This window comes from Levilinea saccharolytica (genome assembly GCF_001306035.1).
GTDB classification, from domain to species: Bacteria; Chloroflexota; Anaerolineae; order Anaerolineales; family Anaerolineaceae; genus Levilinea; species Levilinea saccharolytica.
The window spans coordinates 1-12,440 of sequence record NZ_LGCM01000007.1 but is presented as its reverse complement, the minus strand read 5'-3'; the positions used below and the strand labels follow the sequence as shown (position 1 = coordinate 12,440).

Annotated in this window: 12 protein-coding genes; 2 read left to right on the top strand and 10 right to left on the bottom strand. The window is 60.8% G+C overall.

Annotated features, from left to right (window positions below; genetic code table 11):
* Positions 1 to 62 precede the first annotated feature (62 nt).
* Positions 63 to 728, bottom strand: coding sequence for a non-canonical purine NTP pyrophosphatase (locus tag ADN01_RS01700; RefSeq protein ID WP_062417334.1), 666 nt, complete (start codon positions 726 to 728; stop codon positions 63 to 65).
* A gap of 70 nt (positions 729 to 798) precedes the next feature.
* On the opposite strand from ADN01_RS01700, the gene ADN01_RS01695 reads away from it, so the two are divergent.
* Together ADN01_RS01695 and ADN01_RS01690 are read left to right on the top strand one after the other, a co-directional pair.
* Positions 799 to 1,320, top strand: coding sequence for a YceD family protein (locus ADN01_RS01695; RefSeq protein WP_062417335.1), 522 nt, complete (start codon positions 799 to 801; stop codon positions 1,318 to 1,320).
* Positions 1,321 to 1,428: 108 nt separating this feature from the next.
* Entirely contained in the window at positions 1,429 to 2,556 is a 1,128-nt protein-coding gene (locus ADN01_RS01690; protein WP_236690955.1) for a sigma-70 family RNA polymerase sigma factor, read from the top strand.
* 78 nt (positions 2,557 to 2,634) lie between these two features.
* On the opposite strand, the gene ADN01_RS01685 is transcribed toward ADN01_RS01690, so the two are convergent.
* From ADN01_RS01685 to ADN01_RS01645, 9 genes are all read right to left on the bottom strand, one after another.
* The gene (locus tag ADN01_RS01685; protein ID WP_062417337.1) at positions 2,635 to 3,531 is read right to left on the bottom strand and encodes a cation diffusion facilitator family transporter; all 897 of its coding nucleotides are present in this window, start codon (positions 3,529 to 3,531) and stop codon (positions 2,635 to 2,637) included.
* An 88-nt stretch (positions 3,532 to 3,619) separates the two neighbouring features.
* Positions 3,620 to 4,069, bottom strand: a complete 450-nt coding sequence (locus ADN01_RS01680) for a hypothetical protein (protein ID WP_152973994.1) — start codon at positions 4,067 to 4,069, stop codon at positions 3,620 to 3,622.
* Positions 4,066 to 5,448 (bottom strand): cytochrome P450, encoded by a 1,383-nt coding sequence (locus tag ADN01_RS01675; RefSeq protein ID WP_075070866.1) that lies wholly within the window; start codon positions 5,446 to 5,448, stop codon positions 4,066 to 4,068. The genes ADN01_RS01680 and ADN01_RS01675 overlap by 4 nt, the downstream gene beginning before the upstream one ends.
* A 124-nt stretch (positions 5,449 to 5,572) precedes the next feature.
* On the bottom strand, positions 5,573 to 6,067 hold the full coding sequence (locus ADN01_RS01670) for a VOC family protein (protein ID WP_062417339.1): 495 nt from the start codon (positions 6,065 to 6,067) through the stop codon (positions 5,573 to 5,575).
* Between the two features lie 136 nt (positions 6,068 to 6,203).
* Positions 6,204 to 6,689 (bottom strand): ferritin, encoded by a 486-nt coding sequence (locus ADN01_RS01665; RefSeq protein WP_075070865.1) that lies wholly within the window; start codon positions 6,687 to 6,689, stop codon positions 6,204 to 6,206.
* A gap of 437 nt (positions 6,690 to 7,126) precedes the next feature.
* A complete protein-coding gene (gene rlmB / locus ADN01_RS01660) occupies positions 7,127 to 7,879 on the bottom strand; it encodes a 23S rRNA (guanosine(2251)-2'-O)-methyltransferase RlmB (protein ID WP_062417340.1) in 753 nt (250 codons plus the stop codon).
* 67 nt (positions 7,880 to 7,946) lie between these two features.
* A complete protein-coding gene (cysS, locus tag ADN01_RS01655) occupies positions 7,947 to 9,350 on the bottom strand; it encodes a cysteine--tRNA ligase (protein ID WP_062417341.1) in 1,404 nt (467 codons plus the stop codon).
* A 12-nt stretch (positions 9,351 to 9,362) separates the two neighbouring features.
* Positions 9,363 to 10,481, bottom strand: a complete 1,119-nt coding sequence (locus tag ADN01_RS01650) for a PIN/TRAM domain-containing protein (RefSeq protein ID WP_062417342.1) — start codon at positions 10,479 to 10,481, stop codon at positions 9,363 to 9,365.
* 132 nt (positions 10,482 to 10,613) lie between these two features.
* The gene (locus ADN01_RS01645; protein ID WP_062417343.1) at positions 10,614 to 12,134 is read right to left on the bottom strand and encodes a YifB family Mg chelatase-like AAA ATPase; all 1,521 of its coding nucleotides are present in this window, start codon (positions 12,132 to 12,134) and stop codon (positions 10,614 to 10,616) included.
* Positions 12,135 to 12,440 lie beyond the last annotated feature (306 nt).

The window sequence follows — 12,440 nt, the reverse complement described above, 5'->3', positions numbered from 1 at the left end:
CAGGTCTTAAAAATCACCGCGGAGCCGAAAAGCTCCGCGGTTTGTTTTCAGATCGGGGCGGCTTAGAGACCCAGCGCGGTGCGCAGGGCGGGCAGGGCGGCGCGCACGGCCAGGGCGCGGTGGCTGAGCTGGTTTTTGCGCGCGGCGCTGATTTCGGCCATGGTGAGGCCTTCTTCGGGCAGCAGAAAGATGGGGTCGTAGCCAAAGCCGCCCTCTCCGCGCTCTTCGGGGATGATTTCGCCTGGGCAGCAGCCCACATGATACGACAGGGCGATGTCTGCGCCGGGGTGAGCGGGCGGAAGGGCCAGGGCCACTGTGCACACGAAGCGCGCGGCCCAGGGGCGGGGGGCGCTGAGTTCGGCCAGGCGCTGCAGCAGATAGGCGCGGCGGATGGGGCTGGTGAGGGGCTGACCGGCGGGCAGGTCGGGCGGGGCAAAGCGAGCCGAATGCAGCCCGGGGGCGCCGCCTAGAGCGGCCACCTCTAAGCCGGAATCATCGGCCAGGGTGATCATGGCGGACTGCTGACAGAAGGCCAGGGCTTTGCGGGCGGCGTTTTCGGCATAGGTATCGCCGTCTTCCACCACGTCCAGGTCGAGGCCCAGATCTTGGGGTAAGAAAAGGGTTTCGCCGCGCTGCCAGTGCACCTGGGGGAGCAGGTCGGTGAGCAGATCGTGAATTTCGCTGAGTTTACCGGGGTTGTTGCTGCCGATGAGGAGGGGGAGGGGCATGTGAAAAGCTCCATTTTTATGAAATTAATCTTAAAAACTTGACAACATTAAAACAGCATGATATAATAACATGCGACCTATTATATCCGATCTCATCTACATACGACCGCCTGTGACTACTTTAAAATACCCCTTGCGGGTCAACGTTGGCTTTTTAATCCACCAGACGATCGGCACCAGCCGAGAGGTTCAGTTCGAATTCCCTCAACTCCAGTTGAACGACCTGGGCTTGAGCCAGTTCAAGGGCGTGGCGCGCTTTAGCCGCACGCCGCAGGGCATTTTGGCTCAGGGCGACTTTGAGGCGCTAACGACGGTTGAATGTGTGCGCTGCTTGGGCGAATCGATACAGCCTCTGCACACCGTCTTCAGCGAATTGTTCGCTTTTCATAATAAAGCGCTGACCGACTCGGGTTTAATTTTACCTGAAGACGGCAATATTGATCTTGGGCCGCTGGCGCGCGAGTATTTGCTCTTAGAAGTGCCGATTCGACCACTGTGCCGCGAGGACTGCCGCGGACTGTGCATGGAATGTGGGGCAGATTTAAACCAGGGGTTATGCGAACATCAGGCTGCGAAATCAGCCCAGGCATAGACCCCCGCCTCTCGTGCACCGGTGATCGTGTCCAGATCCTGAGAGCCAGATCAGGAGGGTAAGTTGGCAAATCCAGGCAGGCGCAATCAAAATCACGAAATCTTGAACATGCTGCTGGAAAAAGCGGATGTTCAAGGCTATTTGACCACCGATGACTTGATCGAAGTGTATCCGGATATCACCCAGGATGCAGAACGGATGGAAGCCTTCGTGGTGATGCTGCGCCGCCGGGGGGTTGCAATTTTGGATCACGATGATTCGAGCTGCGGGGAGGAAGATGGCCACCCAAGCGATTTAAACCCGTTCGCCGACCTTTCGCCCATTTCCAGCGACGACACCATTGGGCTGTACCTGAAAGAGATGGCGCGCGTCTCGCTGTTGGGCGTAGATGAAGAGGTTGAGCTGGCTCAGCGGATTGAAGCGGGGCGCGCGGCTCAAAAAGAACTGCAAAAATCGAACGGCAGCTGCCCCAAGGCCCGTCGTCAGGAGTTGGAAGATCGGGTGCAGGAAGGCAACTCGGCCCGCGAGCATTTGATCAAAGCCAATACCCGCCTGGTGGTGAGCATCGCCAAGCGCTACATGGGCCGCGGCGTGCCGTTTTTGGACCTGATTCAAGAGGGCAATTTGGGCCTGATGAAGGCCGTGGAAAAATACGAGTACCAGCGCGGTTTCCGCTTTTCCACTTATGCCACCTGGTGGATCCGTCAGACGATCACGCGGGCTATCGCCGATCAGGGTCGCACCATTCGTGTGCCGGTACACATGGTGGACCGTATCCGCCTGCTGTACAAAACCTCGCACGAGATGGAGCAGAAGCTGGGGCGGGTTCCCACCACGGATGAGCTGGCTGAAGCCATCGGCTCGCCGACCTCCAAAGTGGAATGGATGATGCGCGTCTCATGGCTGCCGCTCTCGTTGGAAAGCCCGATCAACGGGGATGACGAAGACGTGGAATTGGGCATGTTTGTGGAGGACGATATCACCCCTTCGCCGATCCAAAGCGCGTACACCAAACTGCTGCGCGAGAAGGTGGAAGCCGTGTTGGATACGCTGCCGCCGCGCGAGGCGCGCATTTTGCGCATGCGCTTTGGGCTGGAGAATGGGCGCAGTTACACTCTGGAAGAAGTGGGGCAGAAATTTGGCCTGACGCGCGAGCGCATCCGCCAGATTGAGAGCAAGGCCCTGCGCCGCCTGCGCCATCCGCGCCGCAGCCGCCAACTGCGCGAATATCTGTAAAGTTCGCATACATCGATAAAAAACGCCAGAGGTTGTGCGCCTCTGGCGTTTGTGTTTCAGTTGGAATCGAGGCGCGGCCTACTGCCAGCCGACGGGTTCAATATGCACGTAGGCGCGGTCCACTTCGGGGATAGCTTCCAGGCGGGCGACGACGGCATCTTCAATGGCGTGGGTGTCTTTGAGCGGCAGGTCGGTGTCCACATTGACGTGCAAATCCACCACCAATTGCGGGCCGACGTATTCGGCCATGAGGTGATGTACGGCCTGCACACCGGGAACTTCGCGGGCGGCGGCAGCAATTTGCTGACGCACCTCTTCAGAGGCTCCTGCGCCGGTGAGGAAGCCCAAGTTTTCGCGCACGGCCAGGAAGGCGGCACGGAAGATCCAGGCGGCCACCAGGAAACCGGCGATGGGGTCTGTCAAGGGGTGGATGAGGCTGGAGCCGAAGGCGCCCACAAAAGCAGCGGTGGAGGTGAGCACATCCGAGAGGTTATCTTTGGCGGTGGTGGCCAGGGTGGGGCTGTGCAGGCTGCGGGCCAGGGTGCGGATGCGCAGGAACATGAACACTTTGATCAGCGCGCTGATCAGCAGTACCACGGCGGGCAGCCCCGCTTCCACGGCCAGCCCGCCCATTTGGAAGCGAACCAGCGCGGTGCGGGCGGCTTCGTAACCGGCCAGGCCCATCGAGAAGGCCACGCTGATGCCCACCAGCGGTTCAAAGCGGCTGTGCCCCTGGGGGTGAGAAATATCAGGGGGGCGCTGGGCCACCCATAACCCCAAGACCATCATCAACGAGTAAAACACATCCGAAACCGAGTTGGCCGCATCGGCATACAGCGCCACCGAGCCGGAGAAATAGGCGGCCAGCCCCTTGCCCACGGCCAACAGCAGGTTGCCGCCCAGGGTCAAAATGAGGGCCTGGCGGTAGAGACGGCCTTGTTCAGGTTGGGGTTGGTAATCGCGGATCCAGCGCATGGGGCAACTCTTGGTGATGAGATGGGATGAGTGCAGGTATGATACTACGAGTTTGTTTTTTGCAGAAGTCTTTTATGCTTTGCCGGGCTTACCCCAGGCGTTGGCGAAGGGCCTGGGCGGTGATCTGCCCCAGACGGTACACCGCAGCCTGAATCTCTTGGGGCGGCAGGTCTGGCAGCCCGGCCTGGGGGTGGGGGTCCACATGCGCGCCGCCGTCCTGATCGCACACCCGGCGGATCAACTGGCGCACGGTTAAACCGGCGGCGGCAGGCTGTTCCAGCCATTGGGCCAGGGGCAGGGGCGTGTGGGGCGGGGTGAGGGCGGGCAGAGCGAGGTCTGAGAAGAGCTGTTCGGCCAGAGAAGTGTCTTCCAGGCGGTTATGGCGGCGGCTGGTATCGCACAGCAGCAGGCGCAGTTGGAGGGCAACGACGCGGTAAAAGGAGGCGGCGCCGTTTTCCACCTGTTCCAGGCTGGCGGTGAGGATCTGCAGCGAGTCTTCCAGGTAGGATCGCAATACAGCGGTTTCCATACGGCTCAAACGGCGGCCTCCGCGGGGGTGGGTTCGGGGTGGGAGCGCGCAAGGGTCATGTGCAGCCCGCCGCGGGGGCGGATGGTGACCAGGGGGTCAGGGATGACCGCGGCGCGGGGGTCTGGATCCAGACGGAAGCGCTGGGCGACCAGGGCCAGGATGAGCTGGGCTTCAATTTGGGCGAAGTTGCTGCCGATGCACAGGCGCGGGCCGCCGCCAAAGGGGATGTAGGCGTAGCGCGGGCGGGCTTTTTCGGCGCTGGGCTCAAAGCGTTCAGGCAGAAAGCGTTCCGGTTCCGGCCAGTAGGCAGGGGTGCGCTGCAGCACATAGGGGCTGAGGATGATCAACGTTCCGGGGGCCAGGGTGTGCCCGCTGATCTGATCTTCGGCCAGAGCTTTGCGCGTGATCAGCCAGGCAGGCGGGTACAGGCGCAGGGCTTCGGAAAAGACCCAGCCGGTGTAGGGCAGGTTAGGCAGATCGGCGGTGGTGGGCAGCCGCCCGCCCAACACGCTGTGTACCTCGTTCTCCAGGCGCTGGCGGGCGCCGGGGTTGGCGGCCAGCAGGTGAAAGGTCCAGGTGAGGGCGCTGGCCACGGTTTCGTGCCCAGCGATGAGCAGGGTGATGACTTCATCGCGCACCTGGCGTTCGCTCATGGGTTGGCCGGTTTCTTCGTCGCGGGCCTTCATGAGCATGCCGAGCATGTCCTCGCCGGGGTCGCCGGCTTCTTGGCGCGCGGCCATCAGGTCGTACACAGCGGCGTCGAGGGTGCTGAGGGCGGCGCGGAAGCGCAGGTTGCGGCGGGTGGGCAAAAAGTCCGGCAGGCTGATGGGGTTGCGGGCGCGGTGGACGATGTGATCCAGGGTGGTGAGCACGGCGCTGGTGAGGGCGGGGGCCTGGCTGGAAAGGTCAATGCTGAAGAGGGCCTTGCCGACGATTTCCAGGGTGACCTGCATCATGTGCTGATCCACGTCAATGGATTGGCCGGTGGGCAGGTGGGTTTCCCAATGATCCAACAGGCGCTGCACGGCGGGGACAACGAAGGTGTCCAAGGCGGCCAGGCGCGGGCGCGAGAAGGCGGGCTGTTCCAGGCGGCGCTGGCGGAACCATAGGTCGCCGTCACTGGTGAGCAGGCCGCGGCCGGTGATGGTGGACAGGGCGTTATATTGCACGGTGTCTTTGGAATAATTGCGGGCGTTGTCCTGCAGGATATGGCGGACGCCTTCGGGCTGGTTGACCAGCACCGCTGTGGTGGGCCCGGCCTGAAAAGAGACCAGGTCGCCGTAGGTTTGAACGCAGTCCATCAGGAACCCGAGCGTGTCGCTTTGCACACGCCTGAGCTGCCCGAGCAGTTGGCGGCTGGTAAGCCCTGGGATGGTAGTGGTAACCATGAATGCCCCTCCTGACACCGGTGAAACGGTGTGTGTAAGCCTGTCTCTGTAATAGAAGATGTTAACCCTGCTGTCTGACGGCTGGTTGGATGCGCTGCCTTAGCGCGGCAGCCGTCCTTCAGGATTAGGCACCGGCATAAGCTTTCTGAATCGCCGCAAGGTCCAATTTTTTCATTTGAAGGATGGCATCCATGACGCGCTGCGTTCTTTCGTCCTTATCATCCCGGAGCATTTCATTCAGAATGGTCGGCGTCACCTGCCAGGACAGCCCAAATTTGTCCTTGAGCCAGCCGCACGACTCTTCTTCTCCGCCTTCGCTCAGGCGGTTCCAATAGTGATCTATTTCCTGCTGGGTTTCACAGTTGATTTCAAAGGAGACCGCTTCACTGAATTTGAACTCCGGTCCGCCGTTGAGGGCGACAAATCGCTGACCGTTGAGTTCAAATTCAACCGTGAGAACGCTGCCCGCCGGTTTGCCGTGGATTTCTTTTCCAGCTTCACTATAACGCAATATGCGAAGAATTTTTGAATTTTCAAAAATGGACACGTAGAAATTTGCAGCTTCTTCGGCCTGGGTATCAAACCATAAACAAGGTGAAATGATTGGGTTCACTGTCATATGTACCTCTAATTTGAATGGATCTTGAATGAAGTAACGATCCAGCAGGTCGCGGCAGGCAGGTGGGTTGGGGATTGGCGAGCCGCCCCACTCTTTTTGGGGGCGGGGCGGCTTTGAGCTTTACGGTTTGGTGAGCTTAGTCCTCGTGGGAGAGGTAGGCTTCCATCATGATGAGGTTCTTCTCGCCCGCGCGCTGTACAACGGCCAGCAGGCGCTCCATGGTGGAAACTTCTTCGAGCTGCTCTTTGGTGAACCAATCCAGGAACTGCTGGGCGATGTAGTCTTTTTCTTCCACGGCGATGTCCATCAGATGGTTGATGTTGGCGGTGACTTCCATTTCCCATTCCACCGACATCTTGAAGGTCTCTTCCGCGGATTTGAAATCATATTTGGGGGCCGTGAGGGCGGGGATGCGAACTTCACCGCCGGTTTCCAGGATGTATTTGACGAATTTGAGGGCGTGTTCGCGCTCTTCTTCGGCCTGTTTGAAGAAGAAGGCCGCCAGTTGGGAAAGGGCCTGGCCGTCATAATAGCAGGCGACCGCCAGATAGTTCATGGAGGCCTGGAATTCATGGCCGATCTGGGCGTTGATGGCGTCGTTAAGTTTTTTGCTGATTAACATGGGGGTTTCCTCCGCGTATATAGGATAGATGCGGCCCAAACTGAGCCGTGCTTGAAGGTACTTGTACAAAATGATTATAGCATGGGGGTGTCAGAATTCTGTTAATCCAGATGAGTTTTGTATAAGTTTAAGATGGTTTGATTTGTGTCAAACCTGCCCAGCCCGCGCCGTAGGAGGGCTGGGCGTACAAGGCAAGGCACCCCCACCCCGCTTCGCGTGCTTGGCGTCTTCGCGGTTCAAAGACAGGTATTTCTCACCGCCAAGGAACAAAGAACGCCAAGAGGGAAATTAAATCAACACCGGTCTATCCGGTACGTTTGATGAAGCAAATTGTCCCCCCTACCCCAATTCGCGTGCTTGGCGTCTTCGCGGTTCTATATCATGGGGCGTCTTAAGCGCCGCTGCCATGCGTTGGCGGTGACGGAATTGCGGGGGAATTAAGCCGATGGGGGCTTTTTCGCGGCGCGCGCCTGGTGCGCCAGATACAGCACCACCGACCCGGCCACGGCCGCGTTCAGCGATTCAATCTTGCCCACCATCGGCAGGCGCACCAACAGGTCGCAGGAACGGCGCACCAGATCGCGCATGCCCTCGCCTTCGCTGCCCACCACCAACGCCAGCGGGCCGTCCAGGCGCACACGTTCCACCGCCTGAGCCTGAGGGCTGCCTTCCAACCCGATTGCCCAGGCGCCGGCTTTTTTGAGCGCCTCTAAGCCCTGGGCCAGGTTGAGGGCCGCCACCAGCAGATGCTCGCTGGCCCCGGCGGAGGCGTGCACCACCGCGGGGGTCACGCTGGCCGCGCGGCGCAGGGGCATGAGTACTCCGTGCACGCCCACGGCTTCGGCCGTGCGCAGCAGCGTGCCCAGGTTTTGGGGGTTTTGCAGGGTATCCAGCACCAGCACAAATAACGGCTCGGCGCGCTGTTCGGCGCGGGCCAGAATCTCGCTGAGGTCGCTGTAGGGATACCCGCTGACCTCCAGCGCCAGGCCCTGGTGGTTTTCACCCAGGGAATCCAACCGTTCGCGGCCAACCCGTTCGATGGGCACGCGGCGTTCTTCGGCCAGGCGCAAAATTTGGGCCAGGCGGCCTTTTTCCTCCGCCCCGCGGGCCACCTGCAAACGGAACAGGTCGCGGCGGCGGGCGGTGATGACTTCATAGATGGGGTTACGTCCGGTGATCCATTCTTTCATACAGCGGCCTCACAGAGGGACAAAAAGGGCCGAGGTGGGTCTTACGCACCCCGGCCCGTTCAGGCGGTCAGGCGTTCCAGCGCCAGCGGGTACCTTCTTTGCTGTCTTCCAAGACGACCCCCAAAGCGGCCAGGCGGTCGCGGATCAGATCAGAGAATGCCCACTGTTTTTGCTTGCGCATTTCGGTGCGCAATTCCACCAGCAGGTCCACGAAAGGATCGGCGCCTTGCGCACCGCGCTGCTCTTCCTGCAGGGTCAAGCCCAAGACTGCGCCCAGTTCGCGCAGTTTGGCCTGAGCGGGGGCCAGCTCCGCATCGCGGGCGCCGTCAGCGCGGGCCTGGTTGATGGAGCGCACCAGCTCATACAGACCCGCCACCGCGCCGGAGGAGTTGAAATCGTCATCCATTGATTCGATGAAGGTGGCCTGGGTGGTTTCCATCTGTTTGGCCAGGGCATCCAGGGTGCTTTGCGGCGCACCCGCGGCTCCCGGCAGGGCGGGGCGCAGAGCCGAGCGCAGCCGTTCTACGCCGCGTTCAGCGGTGGCGATGACCTCATCGTTAAAGGTCAGCGGGCCGCGGTAGCTGGAGGTGAGCACCATCAGGCGCAGCGCGTCGGCGGGGTGCTGGGCCAAGAAGTCTTCAATGGTCACCAGATTGCCCAGCGATTTAGACATTTTCTCGCCGCCCAACTGCAGCATGCCGTTGTGTACCCAGTAACGGGCGAAGGGTTTGCCGGTCAGGCTTTCAGTCTGGGCAATTTCGTTTTCGTGGTGGGGGAAAATGAGATCGTTCCCGCCGCCGTGGATGTCAATCTGCTCGCCCAGGTGGGTGAGGTTCATGGCGGAGCATTCGATGTGCCAGCCGGGACGGCCAGGGCCCCAGGGGCTTTCCCAGGAAGGTTCGCCGGGGCGGGCGGATTTCCACAGGGCGAAGTCCATCGGATCTTCCTTGCGAGAATCCACGTCAATGCGCGCACCGGCCTGCATATCTTCCAGTTTGCGCCCCGAAAGCCGTCCGTAATCCTCGTCTTTGCGAACGCGGAAATACACATCGCCGTTGAGGGGGTAGGCATAACCGTTGTCGATCAAATCCTGCACCATCTTGAGGATTTGGGGAATTTCCTGGGTGGCGCGCGGTTTGATGGTGGCGGGCAGGATGTTCAGATCGGCCAGGTTCTGCTCAAATTCGCGAATGTAGCCTTCGGCCAGCGCGAAGGGGTCCACCTTCATCTCGTTGGCGCGCAGGATGATCTTATCATCCACGTCGGTGAAGTTCATGGCGTGGCTCACCTGATAGCCGCGGTAATCCAGATAGCGGCGGATGATATCAAACACCAGGGCCGACATGGCATGGCCGACGTGGGCTTTGTTGTAGACGGTGGGGCCGCACACGTACATACGCACGCGGTTGGGTTCCAGGGTCTGGAACTCCTCTTTCTTGTGGGTCATGGTATTGTAAATACGCAAAGCCATGGGTGGGTCTCCTTAGCGCTCAGAGGAGCGTTGATCTTCGGGTCGGGCAAAAATCATACGGCCAGCAGCGGTCTGTAAGACTTTGGTGACCACCACGCCGATTTCTTTATCCATAAATTCGCGTCCGTTTTCGATGACGACCATGGTGCCGTCGTCCATGTAACCGACGCCCTGGGCGTACTCTTTGCCTTCCTGGATGACGCGCACACTGAGCATTTCACCCGGGAGCAGGACGGACTTGACCGCATTGGCCAGTTCGTTGACGTTCAGCACGGTCACGCCTTGCAGCTCGGCGATGCGGTTGAGATTGTAATCGTTGGTCAGCACCGGACATTTGAGCTGGCGGGCGAGGATGACCAGTTTATCATCCACTTCGCGCACGCCTTCGACATCAATATCGCTCATGCGCACGGGGATGGTGGGTTCGCGCTGCAGCTGGGCCAGCACTTCCATGCCGCGGCGGCCGCGCTGACGGCGCAGACTGTCGGGCGAGTCGGCGATGTACTGCAGCTCGTTGAGTACGAAGCGCGGGATGAGCAGGGCGCCGGGCAGAAAGCCGGTGCGGGCGATATCGGCGATGCGGCCGTCAATGATCACGCTGGTGTCCAGCAGAATGGTGCGGCTGTCGGCCCAATTCGCGCCGCTGGGAGTTTCAGCGCCCGGCGCGCCAGAGGCTGCGGCGCGGCTGCCGGAAAGCTGCGAGGCCACCGCAAACAGGTCGTTTTGACGCATGACAAACAGCCATACGCCGATGTACCCAAAAATCAGCACCGCGGCGAACGGCAAAAGATCCCCAAACAGCCCTGGTAAACGGGAGAGGGGAAAAGACAGCAAAACGGCGATGACCAGACCCACGATGAGACCAGCGATGGCAGAGAACAGCGCCTGGGGCGAGATGCGCGCCAACAGAGCGCGCAGGGAGCGCATGGGGCGTGAGGTGATATAGGGGGTGAGAATTAGCCCGATGAGGGCACCGACCAGGCCCACCGTGAAGGCGTACTGCTCGACGGTGAAGGTGGAAACCACAGAGTTGTTTTCTGCGGCGGCCTGGCCCAGGAAGGATCCGACTGCTACTCCAATGATGGAAAAAACGATCATGCCAATTAAACGCAAAATAAATTCAGAGCTCATGATTCCTCCAAATATAGAATAGATGTTAATGTGCGAAATAAATCGCCAACGAATGCAGTGTATGAGGATGATAGCACGGCTGAGATGGGAAGTCAAATCATTTGCATCGAGAGAGTCGGAGGCGCCGTGCGCCTAATCGCTCTCCATGCGCGGGCGGTATTGCAGGGCCTCGGCCAGGTGGGCCGCGGTGATGGCTTCGCTGCCGGCCAGATCCGCGATGGTGCGCGACAGCTTGAGCACGCGGTGATAGGCGCGGGCCGAAAGCTGGAGCTGCCGCATGGCCGATTTCATCAGCGCGCGGCTGCTTTCATCTAAAACGCAGTACTGGCGCAGCTCGCCCGGCCCCATTTCGTTGTTGCAGGTGATGCCTGTGCCCTCAAAGCGCGCGCGCTGGCGTTCGCGGGCCGCCTCGACTCGCGCTTTGACCGCGGCAGAAGTCTCCCCCAGGCGGGCGTCGCTGAGCTTGTCATATTCCACCCGCGGCACTTGAATGTGAATGTCAATGCGGTCCAGCAGCGGCCCGGAGATGCGCTTTTGGTACTTGGTGACGACGCCTGCCGAACAGGTGCAGGGCCGCAGCGGGTCGCCGTAATAACCGCAGGGGCAGGGGTTCATGGCCGCCACCAGCTGAAAATTGGCCGGAAAGGTCAGCGAACCCTGGGCGCGGCTGATGGTGACGATTTTATCTTCCACCGGCTGGCGCAGCACCTCCAATACGCGCACGCCAAATTCCGGCAGCTCGTCCAGGAAGAGCACCCCGCGGTGCGCCAGCGAAATCTCGCCTGGGTGGGGCCAATTGCCGCCGCCCACCAGCCCGGCGTGGCTGATGGTGTGGTGGGGGGCGCGGAAGGGGCGCGTGCGCACCAGGGGAACGCCCGCGGGCAGCTGGTCGGCCACCGAGTAGATGCGGGTCACATCCAGGGCTTCATCAATGCTCATCGAAGGCAATATGGCGGGCAGGGCGCGCGCCAGCAGGGTCTTGCCCGCGCCGGGCGGCCCCATCATGAGGATGTTGTGCGCGCCCGCGGCGGCCACTTCCAGCGCGCGTTTGACATGCTCTTGCCCCTTGATCTCGCGAAAATCCACCCCGGCGAAAATTTCCTCTGGGGCCTGATCTTCCGCGGGAACCGGTTGGATGCGTTCAAAGCCGCTCAGATGGCGCTGCAAATCGGCCAGGGAATGGACCGGGATCACCTCCAGGTCGGGGATCAGGCTGGCCTCGGCGGCATCGGCCTGCGGCACAAACACGCGCCGCATGCCCTGGCTGCGCGCCACCGCCGCCATCGGCAGCACCCCGCGCACATGCCGCACCGAACCATCCAGAGACAGTTCCCCAATCACCAGGCTGTCTTCCAGCTCGCGCGGATCCACTTGCTCTGAAGCTGCCAGCACTCCCAGGGCGATGGGTAAATCGTAGGCAGGGCCTTCTTTACGCACCGCAGCGGGGGCCAGATTGACCGTGACGCGCTTGCGCGGAAAAGACAGCCCGGCGTTCTTGATGGCCGCCTGCACGCGCTCGCGGCTCTCCTGTACGGCGGCGTCCGGCAGGCCGACGATGACCATGCCCGGCAGGTTGGCCGAAGTGTCTACCTCCACTTCGACGATGACCCCCTCCAGACCGATGACGGCGCAAGAAAAGACGCGGGCAAGCATGAAATGAGTATAAAAGCGGCCTTGCAGAAAGTCAAACGCTGCGGCGCGGCGGTTTTGGGGGATTGATTTTTGATTTAATGGGTATATAATCCCCGATTATTCGCTAGTTTCAGGCAGGCAGACATGTACAGGCAGACGATTGCAGCAGTGCTGTTTTTATTGGTTTTTCTGGCGGCGTGCGCCGCGGCCCATGTACGCCGCGGCGCTGCTGCACCATCACGCCATCCGCGACCTGCCGGTGGTGAATGAACACGGCGTTTTAATCGGTCTGGCTTCTGCCTGGGGGTCGGTTTGCGGGCTGCACCC

What these genes read in the sequence shown, in the direction of transcription:
- ADN01_RS01675 (WP_075070866.1), bottom strand. Translation starts at nt 5,448, where the DNA reads ATGGTTACCACTACCATCCCAGGGCTTACCAGCCGCCAACTGCTCGGG.
- ADN01_RS01665 (WP_075070865.1), bottom strand. Translation starts at nt 6,689, where the DNA reads ATGTTAATCAGCAAAAAACTTAACGACGCCATCAACGCCCAGATCGGC.
- cysS (WP_062417341.1), bottom strand. Translation starts at nt 9,350, where the DNA reads ATGGCTTTGCGTATTTACAATACCATGACCCACAAGAAAGAGGAGTTC.
- ADN01_RS01690 (WP_236690955.1), top strand. Translation starts at nt 1,429, where the DNA reads ATGCTGCTGGAAAAAGCGGATGTTCAAGGCTATTTGACCACCGATGAC.
- ADN01_RS01645 (WP_062417343.1), bottom strand. Translation starts at nt 12,134, where the DNA reads ATGCTTGCCCGCGTCTTTTCTTGCGCCGTCATCGGTCTGGAGGGGGTC.
- ADN01_RS01670 (WP_062417339.1), bottom strand. Translation starts at nt 6,067, where the DNA reads ATGACAGTGAACCCAATCATTTCACCTTGTTTATGGTTTGATACCCAG.
- ADN01_RS01685 (WP_062417337.1), bottom strand. Translation starts at nt 3,531, where the DNA reads ATGCGCTGGATCCGCGATTACCAACCCCAACCTGAACAAGGCCGTCTC.
- rlmB (WP_062417340.1), bottom strand. Translation starts at nt 7,879, where the DNA reads ATGAAAGAATGGATCACCGGACGTAACCCCATCTATGAAGTCATCACC.
- ADN01_RS01650 (WP_062417342.1), bottom strand. Translation starts at nt 10,481, where the DNA reads ATGAGCTCTGAATTTATTTTGCGTTTAATTGGCATGATCGTTTTTTCC.
- ADN01_RS01700 (WP_062417334.1), bottom strand. Translation starts at nt 728, where the DNA reads ATGCCCCTCCCCCTCCTCATCGGCAGCAACAACCCCGGTAAACTCAGC.
- ADN01_RS01695 (WP_062417335.1), top strand. Translation starts at nt 799, where the DNA reads ATGCGACCTATTATATCCGATCTCATCTACATACGACCGCCTGTGACT.